The organism is Streptomyces sp. NPDC045022 (genome assembly GCF_056432605.1).
On the sequence record NZ_JBWKIR010000005.1, the window covers coordinates 263,838 to 282,344 of the forward strand.

22 protein-coding genes are annotated in these 18,507 nt (G+C 68.8%); 18 read left to right on the forward strand and 4 right to left on the reverse strand.

Features of this window, described 5'->3' with window-relative positions; genetic code table 11:
- The first annotated feature begins 3 nt into the window (after positions 1 to 3).
- The 14 genes from rplR (at position 4) to truA (ending at position 9,252) form a co-directional block, all read left to right on the forward strand.
- On the forward strand, positions 4 to 387 hold the full coding sequence (rplR, locus tag AC07C1_RS12410; protein WP_030174556.1) for a 50S ribosomal protein L18: 384 nt from the start codon (positions 4 to 6) through the stop codon (positions 385 to 387).
- A gap of 41 nt (positions 388 to 428) precedes the next feature.
- Positions 429 to 1,037, forward strand: coding sequence for a 30S ribosomal protein S5 (gene rpsE, locus AC07C1_RS12415; RefSeq protein ID WP_013001409.1), 609 nt, complete (start codon positions 429 to 431; stop codon positions 1,035 to 1,037).
- On the forward strand, positions 1,037 to 1,219 hold the full coding sequence (gene rpmD / locus AC07C1_RS12420; protein WP_095748087.1) for a 50S ribosomal protein L30: 183 nt from the start codon (positions 1,037 to 1,039) through the stop codon (positions 1,217 to 1,219). The genes rpsE and rpmD overlap by 1 nt, the downstream gene beginning before the upstream one ends.
- Positions 1,220 to 1,221: 2 nt before the next feature.
- Positions 1,222 to 1,677 carry a 50S ribosomal protein L15 gene (gene rplO / locus AC07C1_RS12425; protein WP_478938636.1) on the forward strand — a complete coding sequence of 152 codons (456 nt, stop codon included), beginning with the start codon at positions 1,222 to 1,224 and terminating at the stop codon, positions 1,675 to 1,677.
- Between the two features lie 244 nt (positions 1,678 to 1,921).
- A complete protein-coding gene (secY, locus tag AC07C1_RS12430) occupies positions 1,922 to 3,235 on the forward strand; it encodes a preprotein translocase subunit SecY (protein WP_478938637.1) in 1,314 nt (437 codons plus the stop codon).
- The gene (locus AC07C1_RS12435; RefSeq protein WP_478938638.1) at positions 3,235 to 3,900 is read left to right on the forward strand and encodes an adenylate kinase; all 666 of its coding nucleotides are present in this window, start codon (positions 3,235 to 3,237) and stop codon (positions 3,898 to 3,900) included. The genes secY and AC07C1_RS12435 overlap by 1 nt, the downstream gene beginning before the upstream one ends.
- A gap of 127 nt (positions 3,901 to 4,027) precedes the next feature.
- A complete protein-coding gene (gene map, locus AC07C1_RS12440) occupies positions 4,028 to 4,864 on the forward strand; it encodes a type I methionyl aminopeptidase (RefSeq protein ID WP_478938639.1) in 837 nt (278 codons plus the stop codon).
- A 162-nt stretch (positions 4,865 to 5,026) separates the two neighbouring features.
- Positions 5,027 to 5,248, forward strand: coding sequence for a translation initiation factor IF-1 (infA, locus tag AC07C1_RS12445; RefSeq protein WP_003948620.1), 222 nt, complete (start codon positions 5,027 to 5,029; stop codon positions 5,246 to 5,248).
- Between the two features lie 60 nt (positions 5,249 to 5,308).
- Complete coding sequence (gene rpmJ, locus AC07C1_RS12450) at positions 5,309 to 5,422, forward strand: 50S ribosomal protein L36 (protein WP_003998809.1); 114 nt, start codon at positions 5,309 to 5,311, stop codon at positions 5,420 to 5,422.
- Positions 5,423 to 5,611: 189 nt separating this feature from the next.
- The gene (gene rpsM / locus AC07C1_RS12455; protein ID WP_030745266.1) at positions 5,612 to 5,992 is read left to right on the forward strand and encodes a 30S ribosomal protein S13; all 381 of its coding nucleotides are present in this window, start codon (positions 5,612 to 5,614) and stop codon (positions 5,990 to 5,992) included.
- A 65-nt stretch (positions 5,993 to 6,057) separates the two neighbouring features.
- Positions 6,058 to 6,462, forward strand: a complete 405-nt coding sequence (gene rpsK / locus AC07C1_RS12460) for a 30S ribosomal protein S11 (RefSeq protein WP_003956432.1) — start codon at positions 6,058 to 6,060, stop codon at positions 6,460 to 6,462.
- Positions 6,463 to 6,607: 145 nt separating this feature from the next.
- The gene (locus AC07C1_RS12465; RefSeq protein ID WP_003966937.1) at positions 6,608 to 7,630 is read left to right on the forward strand and encodes a DNA-directed RNA polymerase subunit alpha; all 1,023 of its coding nucleotides are present in this window, start codon (positions 6,608 to 6,610) and stop codon (positions 7,628 to 7,630) included.
- 190 nt (positions 7,631 to 7,820) lie between these two features.
- Positions 7,821 to 8,306 (forward strand): 50S ribosomal protein L17, encoded by a 486-nt coding sequence (gene rplQ, locus AC07C1_RS12470; RefSeq protein ID WP_478938640.1) that lies wholly within the window; start codon positions 7,821 to 7,823, stop codon positions 8,304 to 8,306.
- A 91-nt stretch (positions 8,307 to 8,397) separates the two neighbouring features.
- Entirely contained in the window at positions 8,398 to 9,252 is an 855-nt protein-coding gene (truA, locus tag AC07C1_RS12475; protein WP_478938641.1) for a tRNA pseudouridine(38-40) synthase TruA, read from the forward strand.
- A 1-nt stretch (position 9,253) separates the two neighbouring features.
- Here the strand turns inward: truA and AC07C1_RS12480 are convergent, their stop codons facing one another.
- A complete protein-coding gene (locus tag AC07C1_RS12480; RefSeq protein ID WP_478938642.1) occupies positions 9,254 to 10,135 on the reverse strand; it encodes a hypothetical protein in 882 nt (293 codons plus the stop codon).
- Between the two features lie 286 nt (positions 10,136 to 10,421).
- Here AC07C1_RS12480 and rplM point away from each other — a divergent pair, with 286 nt between their 5' ends.
- The 3 genes from rplM (at position 10,422) to glmM (ending at position 12,958) form a co-directional block, all read left to right on the forward strand.
- Positions 10,422 to 10,865 carry a 50S ribosomal protein L13 gene (gene rplM / locus AC07C1_RS12485; RefSeq protein ID WP_315884859.1) on the forward strand — a complete coding sequence of 148 codons (444 nt, stop codon included), beginning with the start codon at positions 10,422 to 10,424 and terminating at the stop codon, positions 10,863 to 10,865.
- A 42-nt stretch (positions 10,866 to 10,907) separates the two neighbouring features.
- The gene (gene rpsI, locus AC07C1_RS12490; RefSeq protein WP_020941689.1) at positions 10,908 to 11,420 is read left to right on the forward strand and encodes a 30S ribosomal protein S9; all 513 of its coding nucleotides are present in this window, start codon (positions 10,908 to 10,910) and stop codon (positions 11,418 to 11,420) included.
- Positions 11,421 to 11,599: 179 nt separating this feature from the next.
- Entirely contained in the window at positions 11,600 to 12,958 is a 1,359-nt protein-coding gene (gene glmM / locus AC07C1_RS12495; RefSeq protein WP_478938643.1) for a phosphoglucosamine mutase, read from the forward strand.
- Positions 12,959 to 13,037: 79 nt separating this feature from the next.
- On the opposite strand, the gene AC07C1_RS12500 is transcribed toward glmM, so the two are convergent.
- The 3 genes from AC07C1_RS12500 to AC07C1_RS12510 all read right to left on the reverse strand — a co-directional run bounded on the left by AC07C1_RS12500 (position 13,038) and on the right by AC07C1_RS12510 (position 16,405).
- Positions 13,038 to 13,967: a DUF389 domain-containing protein gene (locus AC07C1_RS12500; protein ID WP_478938644.1), complete on the reverse strand. Its 930-nt coding sequence runs from the start codon at positions 13,965 to 13,967 to the stop codon at positions 13,038 to 13,040.
- A gap of 31 nt (positions 13,968 to 13,998) precedes the next feature.
- Positions 13,999 to 14,967 (reverse strand): type I pantothenate kinase, encoded by a 969-nt coding sequence (gene coaA / locus AC07C1_RS12505; protein WP_478938733.1) that lies wholly within the window; start codon positions 14,965 to 14,967, stop codon positions 13,999 to 14,001.
- Between the two features lie 88 nt (positions 14,968 to 15,055).
- The gene (locus AC07C1_RS12510) at positions 15,056 to 16,405 is read right to left on the reverse strand and encodes a hypothetical protein (protein ID WP_478938645.1); all 1,350 of its coding nucleotides are present in this window, start codon (positions 16,403 to 16,405) and stop codon (positions 15,056 to 15,058) included.
- Positions 16,406 to 16,535: 130 nt separating this feature from the next.
- On the opposite strand from AC07C1_RS12510, the gene glmS reads away from it, so the two are divergent.
- Positions 16,536 to 18,383, forward strand: coding sequence for a glutamine--fructose-6-phosphate transaminase (isomerizing) (glmS, locus tag AC07C1_RS12515; RefSeq protein ID WP_478938646.1), 1,848 nt, complete (start codon positions 16,536 to 16,538; stop codon positions 18,381 to 18,383).
- The last annotated feature ends 124 nt before the right edge of the window (positions 18,384 to 18,507 follow it).

The following is an 18,507-nucleotide window of genomic DNA, read 5'->3' on the forward strand; positions in this document are numbered from 1 at the left end:
GCCATGGCATACGGACAGAAGATCCTGAAGGGCGACGCCTACAAGCGCGCCGCGATCAAGCGCCGTCACATCCGGATCCGCAAGCGGATCGCGGGTACGGCGGAGCGTCCCCGCCTGGTGGTGACCCGCTCCAACCGCCACATCGTGGCCCAGGTGATCGACGACCTCAAGGGTCACACCCTTGCGTCGGCGTCCACCCTGGACACCTCGATCCGCGGTGGCGAGGGCGACAAGTCCGCGCAGGCCAAGCAGGTCGGCGCCCTGGTCGCCGAGCGTGCCAAGGCCGCCGGTGTCGAGGCCGTCGTATTCGACCGTGGTGGTAACCAGTACGCCGGGCGCATCGCCGCCCTGGCGGACGCCGCCCGCGAGGCCGGACTCAAGTTCTGAGTCGGTTCCGTAGCTAGCGGAGACAGAGAGAGGTAATTCCAATGGCTGGACCCCAGCGCCGCGGTGGCGGTGCCGGTGGCGGCGAGCGGCGGGACCGGAAGGGCCGTGACGGCGGCGCAGCTGCCGCCGAGAAGACCGCGTACGTTGAGCGCGTTGTCGCGATCAACCGCGTCGCCAAGGTTGTGAAGGGTGGTCGTCGCTTCAGCTTCACCGCGCTGGTCGTGGTGGGCGACGGTGACGGCACCGTGGGTGTCGGTTACGGCAAGGCCAAGGAGGTGCCGGCCGCCATCGCCAAGGGTGTTGAGGAGGCCAAGAAGCACTTCTTCAAGGTCCCCCGTATCCAGGGCACCATCCCGCACCCGATCACGGGTGAGAAGGCTGCGGGCGTCGTCCTGCTCAAGCCCGCGTCCCCCGGTACCGGCGTTATCGCCGGTGGCCCGGTGCGTGCGGTGCTCGAGTGCGCGGGCGTGCACGACATCCTGTCGAAGTCGCTCGGCTCGTCGAACGCGATCAACATCGTGCACGCGACCGTGGAGGCCCTGAAGGGCCTGCAGCGTCCCGAGGAGATCGCGGCCCGCCGCGGTCTGCCCCTCGAGGACGTCGCTCCCGCGGCTCTGCTGCGTGCGCGTGCCGGGGCTGGTGCTGCGTAATGGCTCAGCTCAAGATCACGCAGACGAAGTCGTACATCGGCAGCAAGCAGAACCACCGTGACACCCTGCGGTCGCTTGGTCTCAAGGGGATCAACACCGTGGTCGTCAAGGAGGACCGCCCCGAGTTCCGCGGCATGGTGCACACCGTCCGCCACCTCGTGACGGTCGAGGAGGTCGACTGATCATGGCGGAGAACAACCCGCTCAAGATCCACAACCTCCGTCCCGCCCCGGGCGCCAAGACCGCCAAGACCCGTGTCGGTCGTGGTGAGGCGTCGAAGGGTAAGACGGCCGGTCGTGGTACCAAGGGCACCAAGGCCCGCTACCAGGTTCCGGAGCGCTTCGAGGGTGGGCAGATGCCCCTCCACATGCGTCTCCCGAAGCTCAAGGGCTTCAAGAACCCGTTCAAGACCGAGTACCAGGTCGTGAACCTCGACAAGCTGGCCGCGCTCTACCCCGAGGGTGGCGAGGTCACGGTCGAGGGTCTGGTGGCCAAGGGTGCCGTTCGCAAGAACAGCCTCGTCAAGGTCCTCGGCCAGGGCGAGATCTCCGTGGCGCTGCAGGTGACGGTCGACGCCGTCTCCGGCTCCGCCAAGGAGAAGATCACCGCCGCCGGCGGTACGGTCACCGAGCTGATCTGAGCCCCTCAGACTCCTCGATGACGTGAACGATCCCGACCGGGGATACTCCACAAAAGGGGTATCCCCGGTCGGTCGTTCCTAGGCGGTGCTCTCGCCGGTAAGGTGGCCTGCACTGCCTACTTTCACTGGGTGGTTCCCATGGGGCACCCTGGGCGGCAGTTGGCCGTTATCTATGTCGTAGTTCTTATCGGACTCTCAAGACCGTCACCCTTGACGCAGTTGCGCGGGGGTCGCAGGAGGCACCGTGCTCACCGCGTTCGCCCGGGCGTTCAGGACGCCCGACCTGCGCAAGAAGCTGCTCTTCACGCTCGGCATCATCGTGGTGTACCGGGTGGGTACCCACATCCCGATCCCGGGTGTCAACTACAAGGCCGTGCAGACCTGTGTGAACGAGGCGCAGGGCAATCAGGGCCTGTTCGGTCTCGTGAACATGTTCAGCGGCGGTGCGCTGCTGCAGATCACGATCTTCGCGCTCGGCATCATGCCGTACATCACGGCCAGCATCATCCTTCAGCTGCTGACCGTGGTCATCCCCCGCCTGGAAGCCCTGAAGAAGGAGGGCCAGGCCGGCACGGCGAAGATCACGCAGTACACCCGCTACCTGACCGTCGCGCTCGCCATCCTGCAGGGCACCGGCCTGGTCGCCACCGCCCGCAGCGGCGCGCTGTTCAACGGCTGCTCGGTCGCCACGAGCATCGTCCCGGACCAGGCGATCTTCTCGACGATCACGATGGTCATCTGCATGACCGCCGGTACGGCCGTCGTGATGTGGCTCGGTGAGCTGATCACCGACCGCGGCATCGGCAACGGCATGTCGATCCTGATGTTCATCTCGATCGCCGCCACCTTCCCGTCCGCGCTGTGGGCCATCAAGAAGCAGGGCACCCTGGCCGGCGGCTGGATCGAGTTCAGCACGGTGATCCTGGTCGGTCTGGTGATGGTCGCGCTGGTCGTCTTCGTCGAGCAGGCCCAGCGCCGCATCCCGGTGCAGTACGCGAAGCGCATGATCGGCCGGCGTTCCTACGGCGGTACGTCCACGTACATCCCGCTCAAGGTGAACCAGGCGGGTGTGATTCCCGTCATCTTCGCCTCCTCGCTGCTCTACATCCCGGCACTCGTGGCGCAGTTCGCGGGGGGCAAGTCGGGCTGGAAGACCTGGGTCGAGCAGAACCTGACCAAGGGCGACCACCCGCTTTACATCACTTTGTACTTCTTGCTCATCGTTTTCTTCGCGTTCTTCTACGTGGCGATCTCCTTCAACCCCGAGGAAGTCGCCGACAACATGAAGAAGTATGGTGGCTTCATCCCGGGCATCCGGGCTGGCCGACCGACCGCTGAGTACCTCAGCTACGTGCTCAACCGGATCACCTGGCCGGGTTCGCTGTATCTGGGTCTGATCGCTCTCGTACCGACAATGGCGTTGGTCGGCTTCAACGCAAGCCAGAACTTCCCGTTCGGCGGGACCAGCATCCTGATCATCGTGGGTGTCGGTCTCGAGACGGTGAAGCAGATCGAGAGCCAGCTCCAGCAGCGCAATTACGAAGGGTTCCTCCGCTGATGCGTATCGTCCTCGTCGGGCCGCCGGGTGCCGGTAAGGGAACGCAAGCCGTCAGGCTCGCAGAGAAGCTGGCCATCCCGCACATTTCCACGGGCGACCTGTTCCGGGCCAACATCAGCCGGCAGACCGAGCTGGGGAAGCTCGCGAAGTCCTACATGGACGCCGGCAACCTCGTCCCCGACGAGGTCACCATCGCGATGGCCAAGGACCGGATGGAGCAGCCGGACGCGGAGAACGGCTTCCTGCTGGACGGCTTCCCGCGGAACGTCTCGCAGGCCCAGGCGCTGGACGAGCTGCTGGTGACCGAGGGCATCACGCTGGACGCCGTCCTGGACCTGGAGGTCCCCGAGGACGAGGTCGTCAAGCGGATCGCCGGCCGGCGCATCTGCCGCAACGACTCCTCGCACGTCTTCCACGAGACGTACAGCCCGCCGAAGCAGGCGGGTGTCTGTGACGTCTGCGGCGGCGAGCTGTACCAGCGCGACGACGACTCCGAGGACACGGTCCGCAAGCGGCTCGAGGTCTACCACACGCAGACCGAGCCGATCATCGACTACTACAAGGCGCAGGGCCTGGTCCGTACGATCTCGTCGCTGGGCCCGGTGGACGAGGTCACGGAGCGGGCGCTGGAAGCGCTGAAGCGCGAGAAGGCCGAGAACAAGTAGATCGCGGTTCTTCCGGCCGCGGTGCCCTCCCCCCCCCGGACTGCGTCCGGGGGACCCCCAGGGCGCCGCGGCCGTACTGTTGTGTAGATAACCCAGCCGACGTGAGTGACGGAGAGCGCAGGCCCCCATGGTGCAGATCAAGACCCCCGAGCAGATCGCCAAGATGCGTGCGGCGGGCCTGGTCGTAGCCGCCATCCACGCGGCAACGCGGGAGGCCGCCGTCCCCGGCGCCTCCACCAAGGATCTGGACGAGGTCGCCCGCAAGGTCCTCGCCGAGCACGGCGCCAAGTCGAACTTCCTGGGCTACGGCGGCTTCCCGGCGACGATCTGCACCTCGGTCAACGATGTGGTCGTGCACGGCATCCCCTCCGACGACGTCGTGCTCAAGGACGGCGACATCATCTCCATCGACTGCGGCGCGATCGTCGACGGCTGGCACGGCGACGCCGCCTACACGGCGTTCGTGGGCTCCGGTCACGCCCCGGAGCTGGTCGAGCTCTCCCGGGTGACCGAGGAGTCGATGTGGGCCGGCATCGCGGCCATGAAGCCGGGCAACCGGCTAGTCGACATCTCCCGGGCCATCGAGACGTACATCCGCCGCCAGCCGAAGCCCGGCGGCGGCCGTTACGGGATCATCGAGGACTACGGCGGCCACGGCATCGGCACCGAGATGCACATGGACCCGCACCTGCTGAACTACGTCGACCGCCGGCGCGGCAAGGGCCCCAAGCTGGTCCCCGGCTTCTGCCTGGCGATCGAGCCGATGGTCTCCCTGGGCACCCCGAAGACCGAGGTCCTGCAGGACGACTGGACGGTCATCACCACGGACGGCACCTGGTCCTCCCACTGGGAACACTCGATCGCGCTCACCGAAGAGGGCCCCCTGGTCCTCACCGCACCGGACGGCGGAAAGGCGAAGCTCGCCGAGTACGGTGTCGCGGCGGCACCGGACCCGCTCGCATAGTGGACCTTCGCACGGGGCAGGCTTCCTCGATTCGCCTTTCCGGGTGCGCCGACGTAGACTGACTCGTCGGCTCTCGTGCACCCGCATGTCCGCATGCGTTCGCGCTTGCCTCCCGGGGTAAGGGAGAGAGTCGATCAAGGTAGTCGATTCGAAGGGCAAAGCGTGGCCAAGAAGCAAGGTGCCATCGAGATCGAGGGCACTGTCGTCGAGTCTCTGCCGAACGCCATGTTCAAGGTCGAGCTCCAGAACGGCCACCAGGTCCTGGCACACATCAGCGGCAAGATGCGTATGCACTACATCCGTATCCTCCCTGACGACCGGGTCGTGGTGGAGCTGTCTCCGTACGACCTGACGCGTGGCCGGATCGTCTACCGGTACAAGTAGATCTTGCCCGCGCCCCGGGTCCGCCCGGAGCGATGGCACTGACCCGGAGAACCTCACCCAATGAAGGTCAAGCCGAGCGTCAAGAAGATCTGCGACAAGTGCAGGGTGATCCGCCGTCACGGCCGGGTCATGGTCATCTGCGAGAACCCGCGCCACAAGCAGCGCCAGGGCTGACGCACGACCGATCCCTCTGCACCCATCGCAGAGTTTCGCGCGACGCAAGCTGAATATGTTCATACGCAGATCCCGAGCCAACCAGCTCGACACCCCCGGTTCGGAGGCCGGGGACCCGGTTCGTACCTAGTACGGCGGCCGGGAGCCGGTTCTGTGGAAGACCTCCGAAGATTCACCAGGAGCCATTGAATGGCACGCGTTTCCGGTGTTGACATCCCGCGCGAAAAGCGCGTGGAGATCGCCCTCACCTACGTGTTCGGCATTGGCCGGACCCTCTCGAAGGAGACGCTGGCTGCGACCGGCGTCGACCCGAACACCCGCGTTCGTGACCTGAGCGAAGAGCAGCTGGTCGCGATCCGCGAGTACGTCGACAACAACATCAAGACCGAGGGTGACCTCCGTCGCGAGATCCAGGCCGACATCCGCCGCAAGGTCGAGATCGGTACCTACCAGGGTCTCCGTCACCGTCGCGGTCTGCCTGTCCGCGGTCAGCGCACCAGCACCAACGCTCGTACCCGCAAGGGCCCGCGTCGCGCCATCGCCGGCAAGAAGAAGCCGGGCAAGAAGTAGTCCGCAGCGGACACCTGTCCACGGTCTTCGCTGTAGGACCGACCACCTCCCGTAGGAGTTAGTAGATGCCCCCCAAGGGACGTCAGGGCGCTGCCAAGAAGGTGCGCCGCAAGGAAAAGAAGAACGTCGCTCACGGCCACGCGCACATCAAGAGCACGTTCAACAACACGATCGTCTCGATCACGGACCCGTCCGGCAACGTGATCTCCTGGGCCTCCGCCGGCCACGTCGGCTTCAAGGGCTCCCGGAAGTCCACGCCGTTCGCCGCGCAGATGGCTGCCGAGTCGGCCGCCCGCCGCGCCCAGGAGCACGGCATGCGCAAGGTCGACGTGTTCGTCAAGGGCCCGGGTTCCGGTCGTGAGACCGCGATCCGTTCCCTGCAGGCCACGGGCCTCGAGGTCGGCTCCATCCAGGACGTCACCCCGACCCCGCACAACGGCTGCCGTCCGCCGAAGCGCCGTCGCGTCTGACGCACGGTTGCGTGGAGAGTCCGGGCGGCACGGCTCCGTAAGGGGCATGCCGCCCGTACCCTTGCAGTACCCGCGCTTTTCACGGGTGCGGTTTCCGTCGGGCGTCAAATAGCGGGCGTCCACGAATGAAGGATCTGATCCACACATGCTGATCGCTCAGCGTCCCTCGTTGACCGAAGAGGTCGTCGACGAGTTCCGCTCCCGGTTCGTGATCGAGCCGCTGGAGCCGGGCTTCGGCTACACCCTCGGCAACTCCCTGCGCCGTACCCTGCTGTCCTCGATCCCGGGTGCCGCTGTCACCAGCATCCGCATCGACGGCGTGCTGCACGAGTTCACCACCGTGCCGGGCGTCAAGGAGGACGTCACCGACCTGATCCTCAACATCAAGCAGCTGGTCGTCTCCTCGGAGCACGACGAGCCGGTCGTGATGTACCTGCGCAAGCAGGGCCCGGGTCTGGTCACCGCCGCCGACATCGCGCCCCCGGCCGGTGTCGAGGTGCACAACCCCGACCTGGTCCTCGCCACGCTCAACGGCAAGGGCAAGCTGGAGATGGAGCTGACCGTCGAGCGCGGTCGCGGCTACGTCTCCGCCGTGCAGAACAAGCAGGTGGGCCAGGAGATCGGCCGTATCCCGGTCGACTCCATCTACTCGCCGGTGCTGAAGGTCACGTACAAGGTCGAGGCCACGCGTGTCGAGCAGCGCACCGACTTCGACAAGCTGATCGTCGACGTCGAGACCAAGCAGGCCATGCGTCCCCGTGACGCCATGGCGTCTGCCGGTAAGACCCTGGTCGAGCTGTTCGGTCTCGCCCGCGAGCTGAACATCGACGCCGAGGGCATCGACATGGGCCCGTCCCCCACGGACGCCGCCCTGGCCGCCGACCTCGCGCTGCCGATCGAGGAGCTGGAGCTCACCGTCCGCTCCTACAACTGCCTCAAGCGTGAGGGCATCCACTCCGTGGGTGAACTGGTCGCGCGCTCCGAGGCCGACCTCCTGGACATCCGCAACTTCGGTGCGAAGTCCATCGACGAGGTCAAGGCGAAGCTGGCCGGCATGGGCCTGGCCCTGAAGGACAGCCCGCCCGGATTCGACCCGACCGCCGCCGCGGACGCCTTCGGCGCGGACGACGACGCGGACGCCGGGTTCGTCGAGACCGAGCAGTACTGATCGCCTCCGGCGGGGCGACCGACTCAGGACGGTGCCTCGCCGGGCCGGTCTTCGTCTGCGGGCCCGCCGTGGCTGGTCGCGCAGTTCCCCGCGCCCCTTCGGGCGCGGGGTCTCCGACGGGCAAACCCGCCCGCTCGGATACTGACTCCGGTACCTGATACGGCCGGGGCAGACACACAGGAGAAGAACCATGCCGAAGCCCACCAAGGGTGCCCGTCTGGGCGGCAGCGCCGCGCACGAGAAGCTGCTCCTCGCGAACCTCGCGAAGAGCCTCTTCGAGCACGGCCGCATCACCACCACCGAGGCGAAGGCCCGCCGCCTGCGTCCGTACGCCGAGCGTCTGGTCACCAAGGCGAAGAAGGGCGACCTTCACAACCGCCGTCAGGTGCTCCAGGTCATCACGGACAAGAGCGTCGTCCACACGCTCTTCACCGAGATCGGCCCGCGGTACGAGAACCGCCCCGGTGGTTACACCCGCATCACCAAGATCGGTAACCGCCGTGGCGACAACGCGCCCATGGCCGTCATCGAGCTGGTCGAGGCGCTGACGGTGCAGCAGAAGGCCGTGGGTGAGGCCGAGGCCGCCACCAAGCGCGCGGTCAAGGAGGCCGAGGAGCCCAAGGTCGAGCAGACCGAGGCCACCGAGGCTCCGGCCGAGGAGTCCAAGGACGCCTGAGGCCCTGCCTGACGCTGGAAGCGGGTTCGCCCTTCGGGGCGGGCCCGCTTTCGCGTATCCGGAAGGAGCCTGGGCTTGAGAGGATCTGTCTGTGAGTGACGAAGTACAGCCCGGATTCGTACGCATCCGCCTCGACCTCTCCTACGACGGCACCGGCTTCCACGGCTGGGCCAAGCAGGCGGGCGGCAGGCGGACCGTGCAGGGGGAGATCGAGGACGCCCTGCGTACGGTGACGCGGTCGAAGGAGACGTACGAGCTGACCGTGGCCGGGCGGACGGACGCCGGGGTGCACGCGCGCGGCCAGGTGGCCCACGTCGACCTGCCCGGGGAGCTGTGGGCCGAGCACCGGGAGAAGCTGCTGAAGCGGCTCGCCGGGCGGCTGTCGAAGGACGTGCGGGTCTGGCGGCTCTCCGAGGCTCCGGCGGGGTTCAACGCCCGGTTCTCGGCGATCTGGCGCCGGTACGCGTACCGGGTGACGGACAACCCCGGGGGAGTCGATCCGCTCCTGCGGGGTCATGTGCTCTGGCACGACTGGCCCCTCGACGTGGACGCCATGAACGAGGCCGCGGGGGCGCTGGTCGGCGAGCACGACTTCGCCGCCTACTGCAAGAAGCGGGACGGCGCGACCACGATTCGCACGCTGCAGGAGCTGAGCCTCCTGCGGGGCGCCGACGGGGTGATCACGGCGACGGTCCGGGCGGACGCGTTCTGCCACAACATGGTGCGCTCGCTGATCGGCGCGCTGCTGTTCGTCGGGGACGGGCACCGGGGGCCGGAGTGGCCCGGGAAGGTGCTGGCCGCGGGGGTCCGGGACTCCGCCGTGCACGTCGTACGGCCGCACGGGCTGACCCTGGAGGAGGTCGGCTACCCCGCCGACGAGCTGCTGGCCGCGCGCAACAAGGAGGCGCGGAACAGGCGATCGCTGCCGTCGGCGGGGTGCTGCTGAGCTACTGGTTCGCCGCCGCGGAGGCCTGGGCCTGGCCGCGGCGGTGGATCTGGGTGAAGGTGAACTGGCCCAGGTCGTCACCGGTGCTGAAGACCTTGGTGTCCTTGGTGGTGACGTTCTTGCCGTTGGTGAAGCCGCTGATCGTGAAGTAGGCGTAGCGGCCGTAGGCGTTCGTGGTGGTGCGGCAGATCGCGGCGTCGCAGAAGTTCTTGATGCCCTTGCCGGGCAGCGCGTTCACGAGGTTCTTCTTGCCGCCCGCCTGGGCCTTGACCTTCGTGGCCTGTGCCTCGGTGCCGAAGACCGCGACACCGACGGTGACGGCGATACCGCCGTTGGCGTAGCTCACGCGCATCAGACGGGTGCAGCCGTTGGCCCTGAGGACCTTCGGCAGGTTGCCGCCGACGGCCGAGGCGCAGTTCCGGGTGTCGGCCGTGGCGCCCTTCTTGTACACCGTGTCGCCCATGGTCAGCCGGGTGCCCGGGAAGAGGGTGTCGGGGCTGAGCGGGGCGGTGTCCTTCTCGGCGCTGGATATGAAGTCCTTCGGATCCAGCGGCGGTGGGGCGCTGGTGGGCGCGAAGGACGGCGTCGCGGAGGCCGAGCCGGGCAGCGAGGCGCTGGCGGGCAGGTTGCTGGGGCCGCCGTGCGGGTCGTCGCCGCCGTTCGCGGAGACGACGGCCATCGCGACGGCGGTGCCGACCGCGACCGTGGCGAGCGCGCCGCCGCCGATGAACAGGAGCCTGCGACGTTTGTTCCGGGTCTCCGAGGCTTCCGCGAGCGCGGCCCAGTCCGGAGTCCCGTCGTCGTCGCCGCTGCTCCAGGGTTGCTGGGAATGCGGTGTCCAGGGATCCCACTGAGACTGGGGTCCCCCCTGCCCGTAACTCATGGGGCGCATCTTAGACGGGCGCCGGGGGGTGCCGGCGCGCGTGCGGCGGCATGCCTTTTTTGTCCGTCGGCATGCCTCGTTTTGACCCGTACGGGGGCGCCCGGGTAACCTGCTTCTTCGTTGTGTATTGGCTTGCTCATTCTCACGGGACGGGCCCTTACACCGGTCCACCGGGCCGATGACCAGCGATCAGCACGCGGTTGCGTCACCGCGGTGCGGTCAGGGCTGTCGTGATCGTTTCGGTGACCTGTTCAGGACCATTCACTCGAAGCGAAGGCTACGAACCGTGCGTACGTACAGCCCCAAGCCCGGCGATGTGACGCGCCAGTGGCACGTCATCGACGCTCAGGACGTTGTCCTGGGTCGTCTCGCCACCACCGCAGCGACCCTTCTCCGGGGCAAGCACAAGCCCATCTACGCGCCGCACGTCGACACTGGTGACTTCGTCATCATCATCAACGCCGACAAGGTGCACCTGTCCGGCAACAAGCGGACCCAGAAGATGGCGTACCGCCACTCCGGTTACCCGGGTGGTCTGCGCTCCGTCCGCTACGACGAGCTGCTCGACAAGAACCCCGAGAAGGCCATCGAGAAGGCCGTCAAGGGCATGCTCCCCAAGAACACTCTGGGCCGTCAGATGCTCTCGAAGCTGAAGGTCTACAAGGGTGACCAGCACCCGCACGCTGCCCAGCAGCCGGTGCCGTTCGAGATCACCCAGGTCGCGCAGTAAGTCCGGCCACCCCCTAAGACTGAACAGAATCTGAGGAGAATCGTGGCCGAGACCACTGCCGAGCAGCCGCTCGAAGAGCTTGACATCGACAGCTACACCACGGAGTCGGACGTCCCCGTCGAGGGCGAGTACACCTCCGAGTCCCTCGCGTCCCGCTTCGGTGAGCCCCAGCCGGCCGCCGGCCTGGGCCGCCGCAAGAACGCCATCGCCCGCGTCCGGATCGTCCCGGGCACCGGCAAGTGGAAGATCAACGGTCGCACCCTCGAGGACTACTTCCCGAACAAGGTGCACCAGCAGGAAGTCAACGAGCCCTTCAAGGTGCTCGAGCTCGAGGGCCGTTACGACGTCATCGCCCGCATCGCGGGTGGCGGTGTCTCCGGCCAGGCCGGTGCGCTCCGTCTCGGTGTCGCCCGCGCCCTGAACGAGGCCGACGTCGACAACAACCGCGGCCCGCTCAAGAAGGCCGGCTTCCTCAAGCGCGACGACCGTGCGGTCGAGCGCAAGAAGGCCGGTCTGAAGAAGGCCCGCAAGGCCCCGCAGTACAGCAAGCGCTAATCAGCAGCTGCCTGCTCGTACTCCGAACGCCCCGGCGGCACGCCACATGTGCCGTCGGGGCGTTCGTTTATCCCAGCCAAGGGCGTATAACGACACAAGACGCTCAAAGGCTTATGCGATCGGATGTCACGGCGCCTGGCATCATTCCCGGCAGCAATGACGCTTCCTCTGGAGGACAAGTGGGACGACTCTTCGGCACGGACGGCGTGCGCGGTGTCGCCAACGCGGATCTGACGGCCGAGATGGCGCTCGGTCTCTCCGTCGCGGCGGCGCATGTGCTGGCCGAGGCGGGCACCTTCGAGGGCCACAGGCCGACGGCGGTGGTCGGACGGGACCCGCGCGCGTCCGGGGAGTTCCTGGAGGCGGCCGTGGTCGCGGGCCTGGCCAGCGCGGGCGTGGACGTGCTCCGCGTCGGTGTGCTGCCGACGCCGGCGGTCGCGCACCTCACCGGCGCGCTCGGCGCCGACCTGGGTGTGATGCTCTCCGCCAGCCACAACGCCATGCCGGACAACGGCATCAAGTTCTTCGCCCGCGGCGGCCACAAACTGGCCGACGAGCTGGAGGACAGGATCGAGGCGGTGTACGAGTCGCACCGGCACGGTGAGCCCTGGGAGCGGCCGACGGGCGCCGGGGTCGGCCGCGTGCGGTCGTACGACGAGGGTTCCGAGCAGTACATCGCCCATCTGCTGTCGGTGCTTCCCCACCGGCTCGAGGGACTGAAGATCGTCCTGGACGAAGCGCACGGCGCGGCCTCGGGGGTCTCGCCGGAGGCGTTCTCCCGGGCGGGCGCCGAGGTCATCACGATCGGTGCCGAGCCGGACGGGCTCAACATCAACGACGGCTGCGGCTCGACCCACCTGGACAAGCTGAAGGCCGCCGTCATCGGGAACGGTGCGCACCTCGGCATCGCGCACGACGGGGACGCGGACCGGTGCCTGGCCGTGGACCACACCGGCGAGGAGATCGACGGCGACCAGATCCTCGCCGTGCTGGCGCTGGCGATGCGGGAGCATTCCGCGCTGCGGGCCGACACGGTGGTCGCCACGGTGATGTCCAACCTGGGCTTCAAGCTGGCGATGGAGCGTGCGGGCATCCGGCTCGTGCAGACCGCCGTCGGCGACCGGTACGTGCTGGAGGAGATGAAGGAGCACGACTTCGCCCTGGGCGGCGAGCAGTCCGGGCACGTGATCATCCTCGACCACGCGACGACCGGTGACGGCACGCTGACCGGGCTGCTGCTGGCCGCTCGGGTCGCGGAGAGCGGCCGTAGCCTTCGGGAGCTGGCCTCCGTGATGGAGCGGCTGCCGCAGGTGCTGATCAACGTCCCGGACGTGGACAGGTCGCGGGTGCGTACGTCGGCCGACCTCGCCGCCGCGGTCTCCGAGGCCGAGCGGGAGCTGGGGGAGACGGGGCGGGTGCTGCTGCGTCCCTCCGGGACCGAGCCGCTGGTGCGGGTCATGGTCGAAGCCGCGGACATCGACCAGGCTCGGTCGGTGGCCGGGCGGCTCGCCGATGCGGTGAAGTCGGCGTTGGGCTAGCGCCGGGCCCGGGGTGCCGGGAGCCGCCGGTTACGGGCCGCGGGTTCGTCGTGGCTTGCCGCGCAGTTCCCCGCGCCCCTCAGGCTCGCTGCCGTTGCCGCTTCCAGAAGTGCTTCTGGGCGAGCAGCGTGAGCGTTCCGGCGAGGATGATGCCGAGCAGGTTCAGCAGCAGCTGTTCCGAGGAGCGCACGGTCTGGTCGGTGTCGCTGTAGACGAGGGCCACGGCCGCGTTGGCGGCGGCGGGTACGGTCGTCACGGAGATGGCGACGCCGACGAGAGCGCCGGACTTGGCGGACGTCAGGGACAGCGTGCCGGCGATCCCGGCGAGCACCGCCACGACGAACGAGAACCAGTCCGGGGCGTAGATGAAGCCGGTGTTGGGCCGGTCGGCCTCCAGCTGCGCCTTGCTGAACAGGCCGACCGCGTCCATGAACAGGCTGAAGGCCGACGTCACCGCCATGGCCGCCGCGAAGCCCACCAGCAGCGCGGTCGCCGAGCGCCACGCCAGGCGCGGCCGACGCTGCACCAGGGCCGTGCAGATGCCGGCCAGCGGACCGAACTCCGGGCCCACCGCCATCGCGCCCACGATCAGGATGGCGTTGTCCAGCACCACACCGCACGCCGCGATCATCGTGGCCAGTGTGATGAAGGCGACATAGGTCACCGACAGCGTCGACTCCTCGTGGGTCGCGTCGGCCAGGCCCTCCCACAGCACCGCGTCCGCGCCCTCGCCCGGCGCCTCGGCCTCCGCCTCGTCGGCCCGCCGGGACAGGGAGAGGTCGATGTTCTCGACCGCGATGGACCCGGTCTTGTCCAGGGCCAGCTTGCGCAGCGAGGTGAGGAGTTCGTCGCCCGCCTCGCGCGCCACGTCGCACATCACGACGTCCCCGGCGGGATTGCGGGCGGCCCCCGGCAGCACCACGAGGTGGGTGGTGCCGACCGTCCTCTCGATCAGCCGCACCACCTCGTCCGTCGTCTCGGCCGGGGTGATCAGGCGTAGATGCAGCATGACGCCTTTCTAACAGTCCGCCAGGGACACGTCACAACTTGCGCAACCGCAGCCGCTGCACCTTGTGGTCCGGGCCCTTGCGGAGGATGAGGGCGGCGCGGCCGCGGGTCGGGGCGATGTTCTCGACCAGGTTGGGCTTGTTGATCGTCCGCCACAACGTGCGGGCGTAGTCGAGGGCTTCGTCCTCGGAGACCTGGGTGTACTTGCGGAAGTACGAGTTCGGATTCTGGAACGCCGTGTGGCGCAGCTTCTTGAAGCGGTTGAGGTACCAGCGCTCGATGTCCTCGGCGCTCGCGTCGACGTACACGCTGAAGTCGAAGTAGTCGGCGAGGCCCACGCGGGTGCGGCCGTCCTTGCCGGGCAGGGCGGGCTGGAGGACGTTCAGGCCCTCCACGATGAGGATGTCGGGGCGGCGGACGGTGAGCTTCCTGTCCGGGACGATGTCGTAGATGAGGTGGGAGTAGACAGGCGCCGTGACCTCGCGCTTCCCCGCCTTGATGTCGGCGACGAAGCGGGTGAGGGCGCGGCGGTCGTAGGACTCGGGGAATCCTTTCCGCGACATCAGGCCGCGGGCCTCCAGCTCTCTGGTGGGGAGCAGGAAGCCGTCCGTCGTGACCAGTTCCACGCGCGGGTGCTCGGGCCAGCGGGAGAGCAGGGCCTGGAGGAGGCGGGCCACCGTGGACTTCCCCACGGCCACGGAGCCGGCGACTCCTATGACGAAGGGAGTGCCGGACTGGGAGCCCTGCTCGCCGAGGAAGGTGTTCAGCGCGCCTCGCAGGCCGTCGGTGGCGCCGACGTAGAGGTTGAGGAGCCGGGAGAGCGGGAGGTAGACGTCCCGCACCTCGTCGAGGTCGATGACGTCGCCGAGGCCGCGGAGTTTCTCCACCTCCTCGGCGGTGAGCGGCAGCGGGGTCTTGTCGCGCAGCGCGCTCCACTCGGCGCGGGTGAGGTCGACGTAGGGAGTCGCCTCCGGCCTGTGCCGGTGGGCGCTCCTGGGCATCGCGGAGACCGGTGAGATCACAGTCCATTGTTAACGGAGTTTGAACGGGGCGGCGGGTGGGGTCCGTCACGCCTCCCCTCGGGCCCGCTCACTCCGGCCGCACCAGCCTCTCCAAGCGGTCGGTGACGTATACCTCGTGGTAGCCGAGGCGGGCGCCGAGAGCCTGGTGACGGGCCTGCTGGGCGCGTGTCACCGGGACGTCGTGCGCGGCCAGTGTCTGCAGCAGGAAGCGGAAGCCCAGGTCCGGGTCCACGGAGATCACCGTCTCCCGCAGCACGTCCGTGATGTCGCCGGCCGTGCGGTTCAGGAGGGGGCCGATCTCCGTGGCCTCGCGCAGCACCTGATCCGTGAGCTCGGTGCGGGGCGGTGACACGGCCGGTGTGTGGTCCGGGGCGACCTCCGCCAGCCGTTCGCCGCACACCGCGGCGATCTCCAGCAGCCACTCCCGGCCGTCCAGGTCGAAGTCGTCCACGCGGCGAGGTCCGCAGGTGAGGGTCCGCCACAGGACGATGTCCGCGTCGTCCGCGTCCCGCCGCCGGGCCGAAGCCGTCTGCCACAGCGTGGTGACCGCCGTGTCGGACAGCGGCGAATCCAGCAGGCGCCGGGTGTCCTGGAGGAGGACGGCGGCGTGGGTGCCGGGGGCGAGACCGGGGTCGCCGTGGGTGAGTGTCGTGATGTATTCACGTGGTGTGCCCGTGCCCGCCCACCGCCAGGCGTCGTACTGCCCGTGGTACATCGCCGCGAGGAAGGGCAGCCCGAACCGGTCCGAGAAGTCCCGCAGGCCGGCGTCCAACGGCGGCCACCGCACCCGGAGGCCCTCGAAGACGGCGGACCCGGGGTGGGCCAGCTGGTCGCCGATGCCCCGCAGCCGGTCGTACCGCTCCTTCTCCACGGGTACGGCGTGTGCCTTGAGGACGCGCAGCAGCAGCCGGAAGCCCAGGTCGGCGTCGACGTCGTCGACGATCCGGCGGAGCGCGGGGGCGACGGACGGTGGCACCGGGGCGGCGGCGGCCGGCGACAGCTCGGCGCGTACGGCCGCGCGCAGTTCGTCCTCGGGCACCGCGGGGCGTCTGTCGTCCAGGACCTCTCGCTCCGCGACGGCCCGGACGGGCGCGTCGGCCGGGCCCACCTCTGCCAGCAGGCGCAGCCAGTTCCGCGGGGCGATGCCGTGACCGGCGGACGGGTCGAAGCAGCCGGCGGTGAGGGCGGACCACAGGGCACGGAGCGACTCGTCCGGCAGCGGAGAGTCCAGCAGGAGGCGTACGTCGACGCCGAGCCGGTAGTCCTCGTCGTCGGTGGCGGCCCGCGCGGCACATGCCAGTACCGAGCGCGGGTCCGGGCGCGGTCCGGTGCCGGAGCAGACACTTCCGGCGAGTCCGCTCAGCCCGAAGTCCTCATGAAAGTCGAAGTAGTACACCTCGCGGTACCGCTCGCTCACCCGATCTCCGCCCCTCCGGGTCCGCACCGAAGGCAATTCGATCACGGGCCCTTCGTACGGCGGTGGGAATTTCCGATTCCGGGCAGGCGGAGCCCGTTTCGGGACGCTCCCGAGCCGTAGGCTGCCGCTCATGTGCGGAATCGTGGGATACGTAGGGCCGCAGTCGGCGCTCGATGTCGTGATGGCCGGGCTCAAGCGGCTGGAGTACCGGGGGTACGACTCGGCGGGTGTCGCCGTGCTCGCGGACGGCGGGCTGGCCGCCGCGAAGAAGGCCGGGAAGCTGGTCAACCTGGAGAAGGAGCTGGTCGAACGGCCGCTGCCGACGGGCCCGACGGGCATCGGCCACACGCGCTGGGCCACGCACGGCGGCCCCACGGACGCGAACGCCCACCCGCACCTCGACAACGCGGGCCGGGTCGCCGTGGTCCACAACGGCATCATCGAGAACTTCGCGGTGCTGCGGGCGGAGTTGGCCGAGCGGGGGCACGAGCTGACCTCCGAGACGGACACGGAGGTGGTCGCCCACCTGCTGGCCGAGGAGTTCTCGGCGACCGCCGACCTGGCGGAGGCGATGCGGCTGGTGTGCCGGCGGCTGGAGGGTGCGTTCACCCTGGTCGCGGCGCACGCCGACGATCCGGGGGTGGTCGTCGGCGCACGGCGGAACTCCCCGCTCGTGGTGGGCGTCGGCGAGGGTGAGGCGTTCCTGGCCTCCGACGTCGCCGCGTTCATCGCCCACACGCGGTCGGCGATCGAGCTGGGCCAGGACCAGGTGGTGGAGCTGCGCCGCGACGGCGTCACGGTGACCGGCTTCGACGGCCGCCCGGCCGAGGTCCGGTCCTACCACGTGGACTGGGACGCCTCCGCCGCGGAGAAGGGGGGCTACGACTACTTCATGCTCAAGGAGATCGCCGAGCAGCCCAAGGCGGTCGCCGACACGCTGCTCGGGCGCATCGACCCGTCCGGCTCGCTGACCCTGGACGAGGTCCGGATCAGCCCGTCCGAACTGCGCGAGGTCGACAAGGTCGTCATCGTCGCCTGCGGTACGGCCTTCCACGCCGGTCTGATCGCCAAGTACGCCATCGAGCACTGGACGCGCATCCCGTGCGAGGTGGAACTGGCGAGCGAGTTCCGCTACCGGGCCCCGATCCTGGACGGGCGCTCCCTCGTCATCGCCATCTCCCAGTCCGGCGAGACCATGGACACCCTGATGGCCCTCCGGCACGCCCGCGAGCAGGGCTCCAAGGTGCTGGCGATCTGCAACACCAACGGCTCGACGATCCCGCGCGAGTCGGACGCGGTGCTGTACACGCACGCCGGCCCCGAGGTCGCCGTCGCCTCCACGAAGGCGTTCCTGACCCAGCTGGTGGCCTGCTATCTGGTCGCCCTGTACCTGGGCCAGGTGCGGGGCACCAAGTGGGGTGACGAGATCCAGGCCGTCATCAGGGACCTGTCCCGGATCTCGGAGGAGGTCGAGCGGGTCCTGGAGACGATGGAGCCGGTACGGGCCCTGGCCCGCACCCTGGCCACCAAGAACACCGTGCTGTTCCTGGGCCGGCACGTGGGCTACCCGGTCGCCCTCGAAGGCGCCCTGAAGCTCAAGGAACTGGCCTACATGCACGCCGAGGGTTTCGCGGCGGGCGAGCTGAAGCACGGGCCGATCGCGCTGATCGAGGAGGACCTGCCGGTGGTGGTGGTCGTACCGTCACCGCGTGGCCGGTCCGTGCTGCACGACAAGATCGTCTCCAACATCCAGGAGATCCGGGCGCGGGGGGCACGGACCATCGTGATCGCGGAGGAGGGGGACGAGGCGGTGGTCCCGTATGCCGACCATCTGATCCGCGTCCCCGCGACGCCGACGCTGCTGCAGCCGCTGGTGGCCACGGTGCCGTTGCAGGTCTTCGCCTGCGAACTGGCCACCGCCCGTGGCAACGAGGTGGACCAGCCGCGCAACCTGGCGAAGTCCGTGACGGTGGAGTGAGGCGGCGCCGGCGGGCTGGTGGGTGCGGCTGGGCCGGGTGGCCGGTGGGCACGCTGGCCTGGTGGCCTGGTGGCCTGGTGGCCTGATGGCCTGGTGGCCTGGTGGCCTGGCGGGCTGCTGGGCG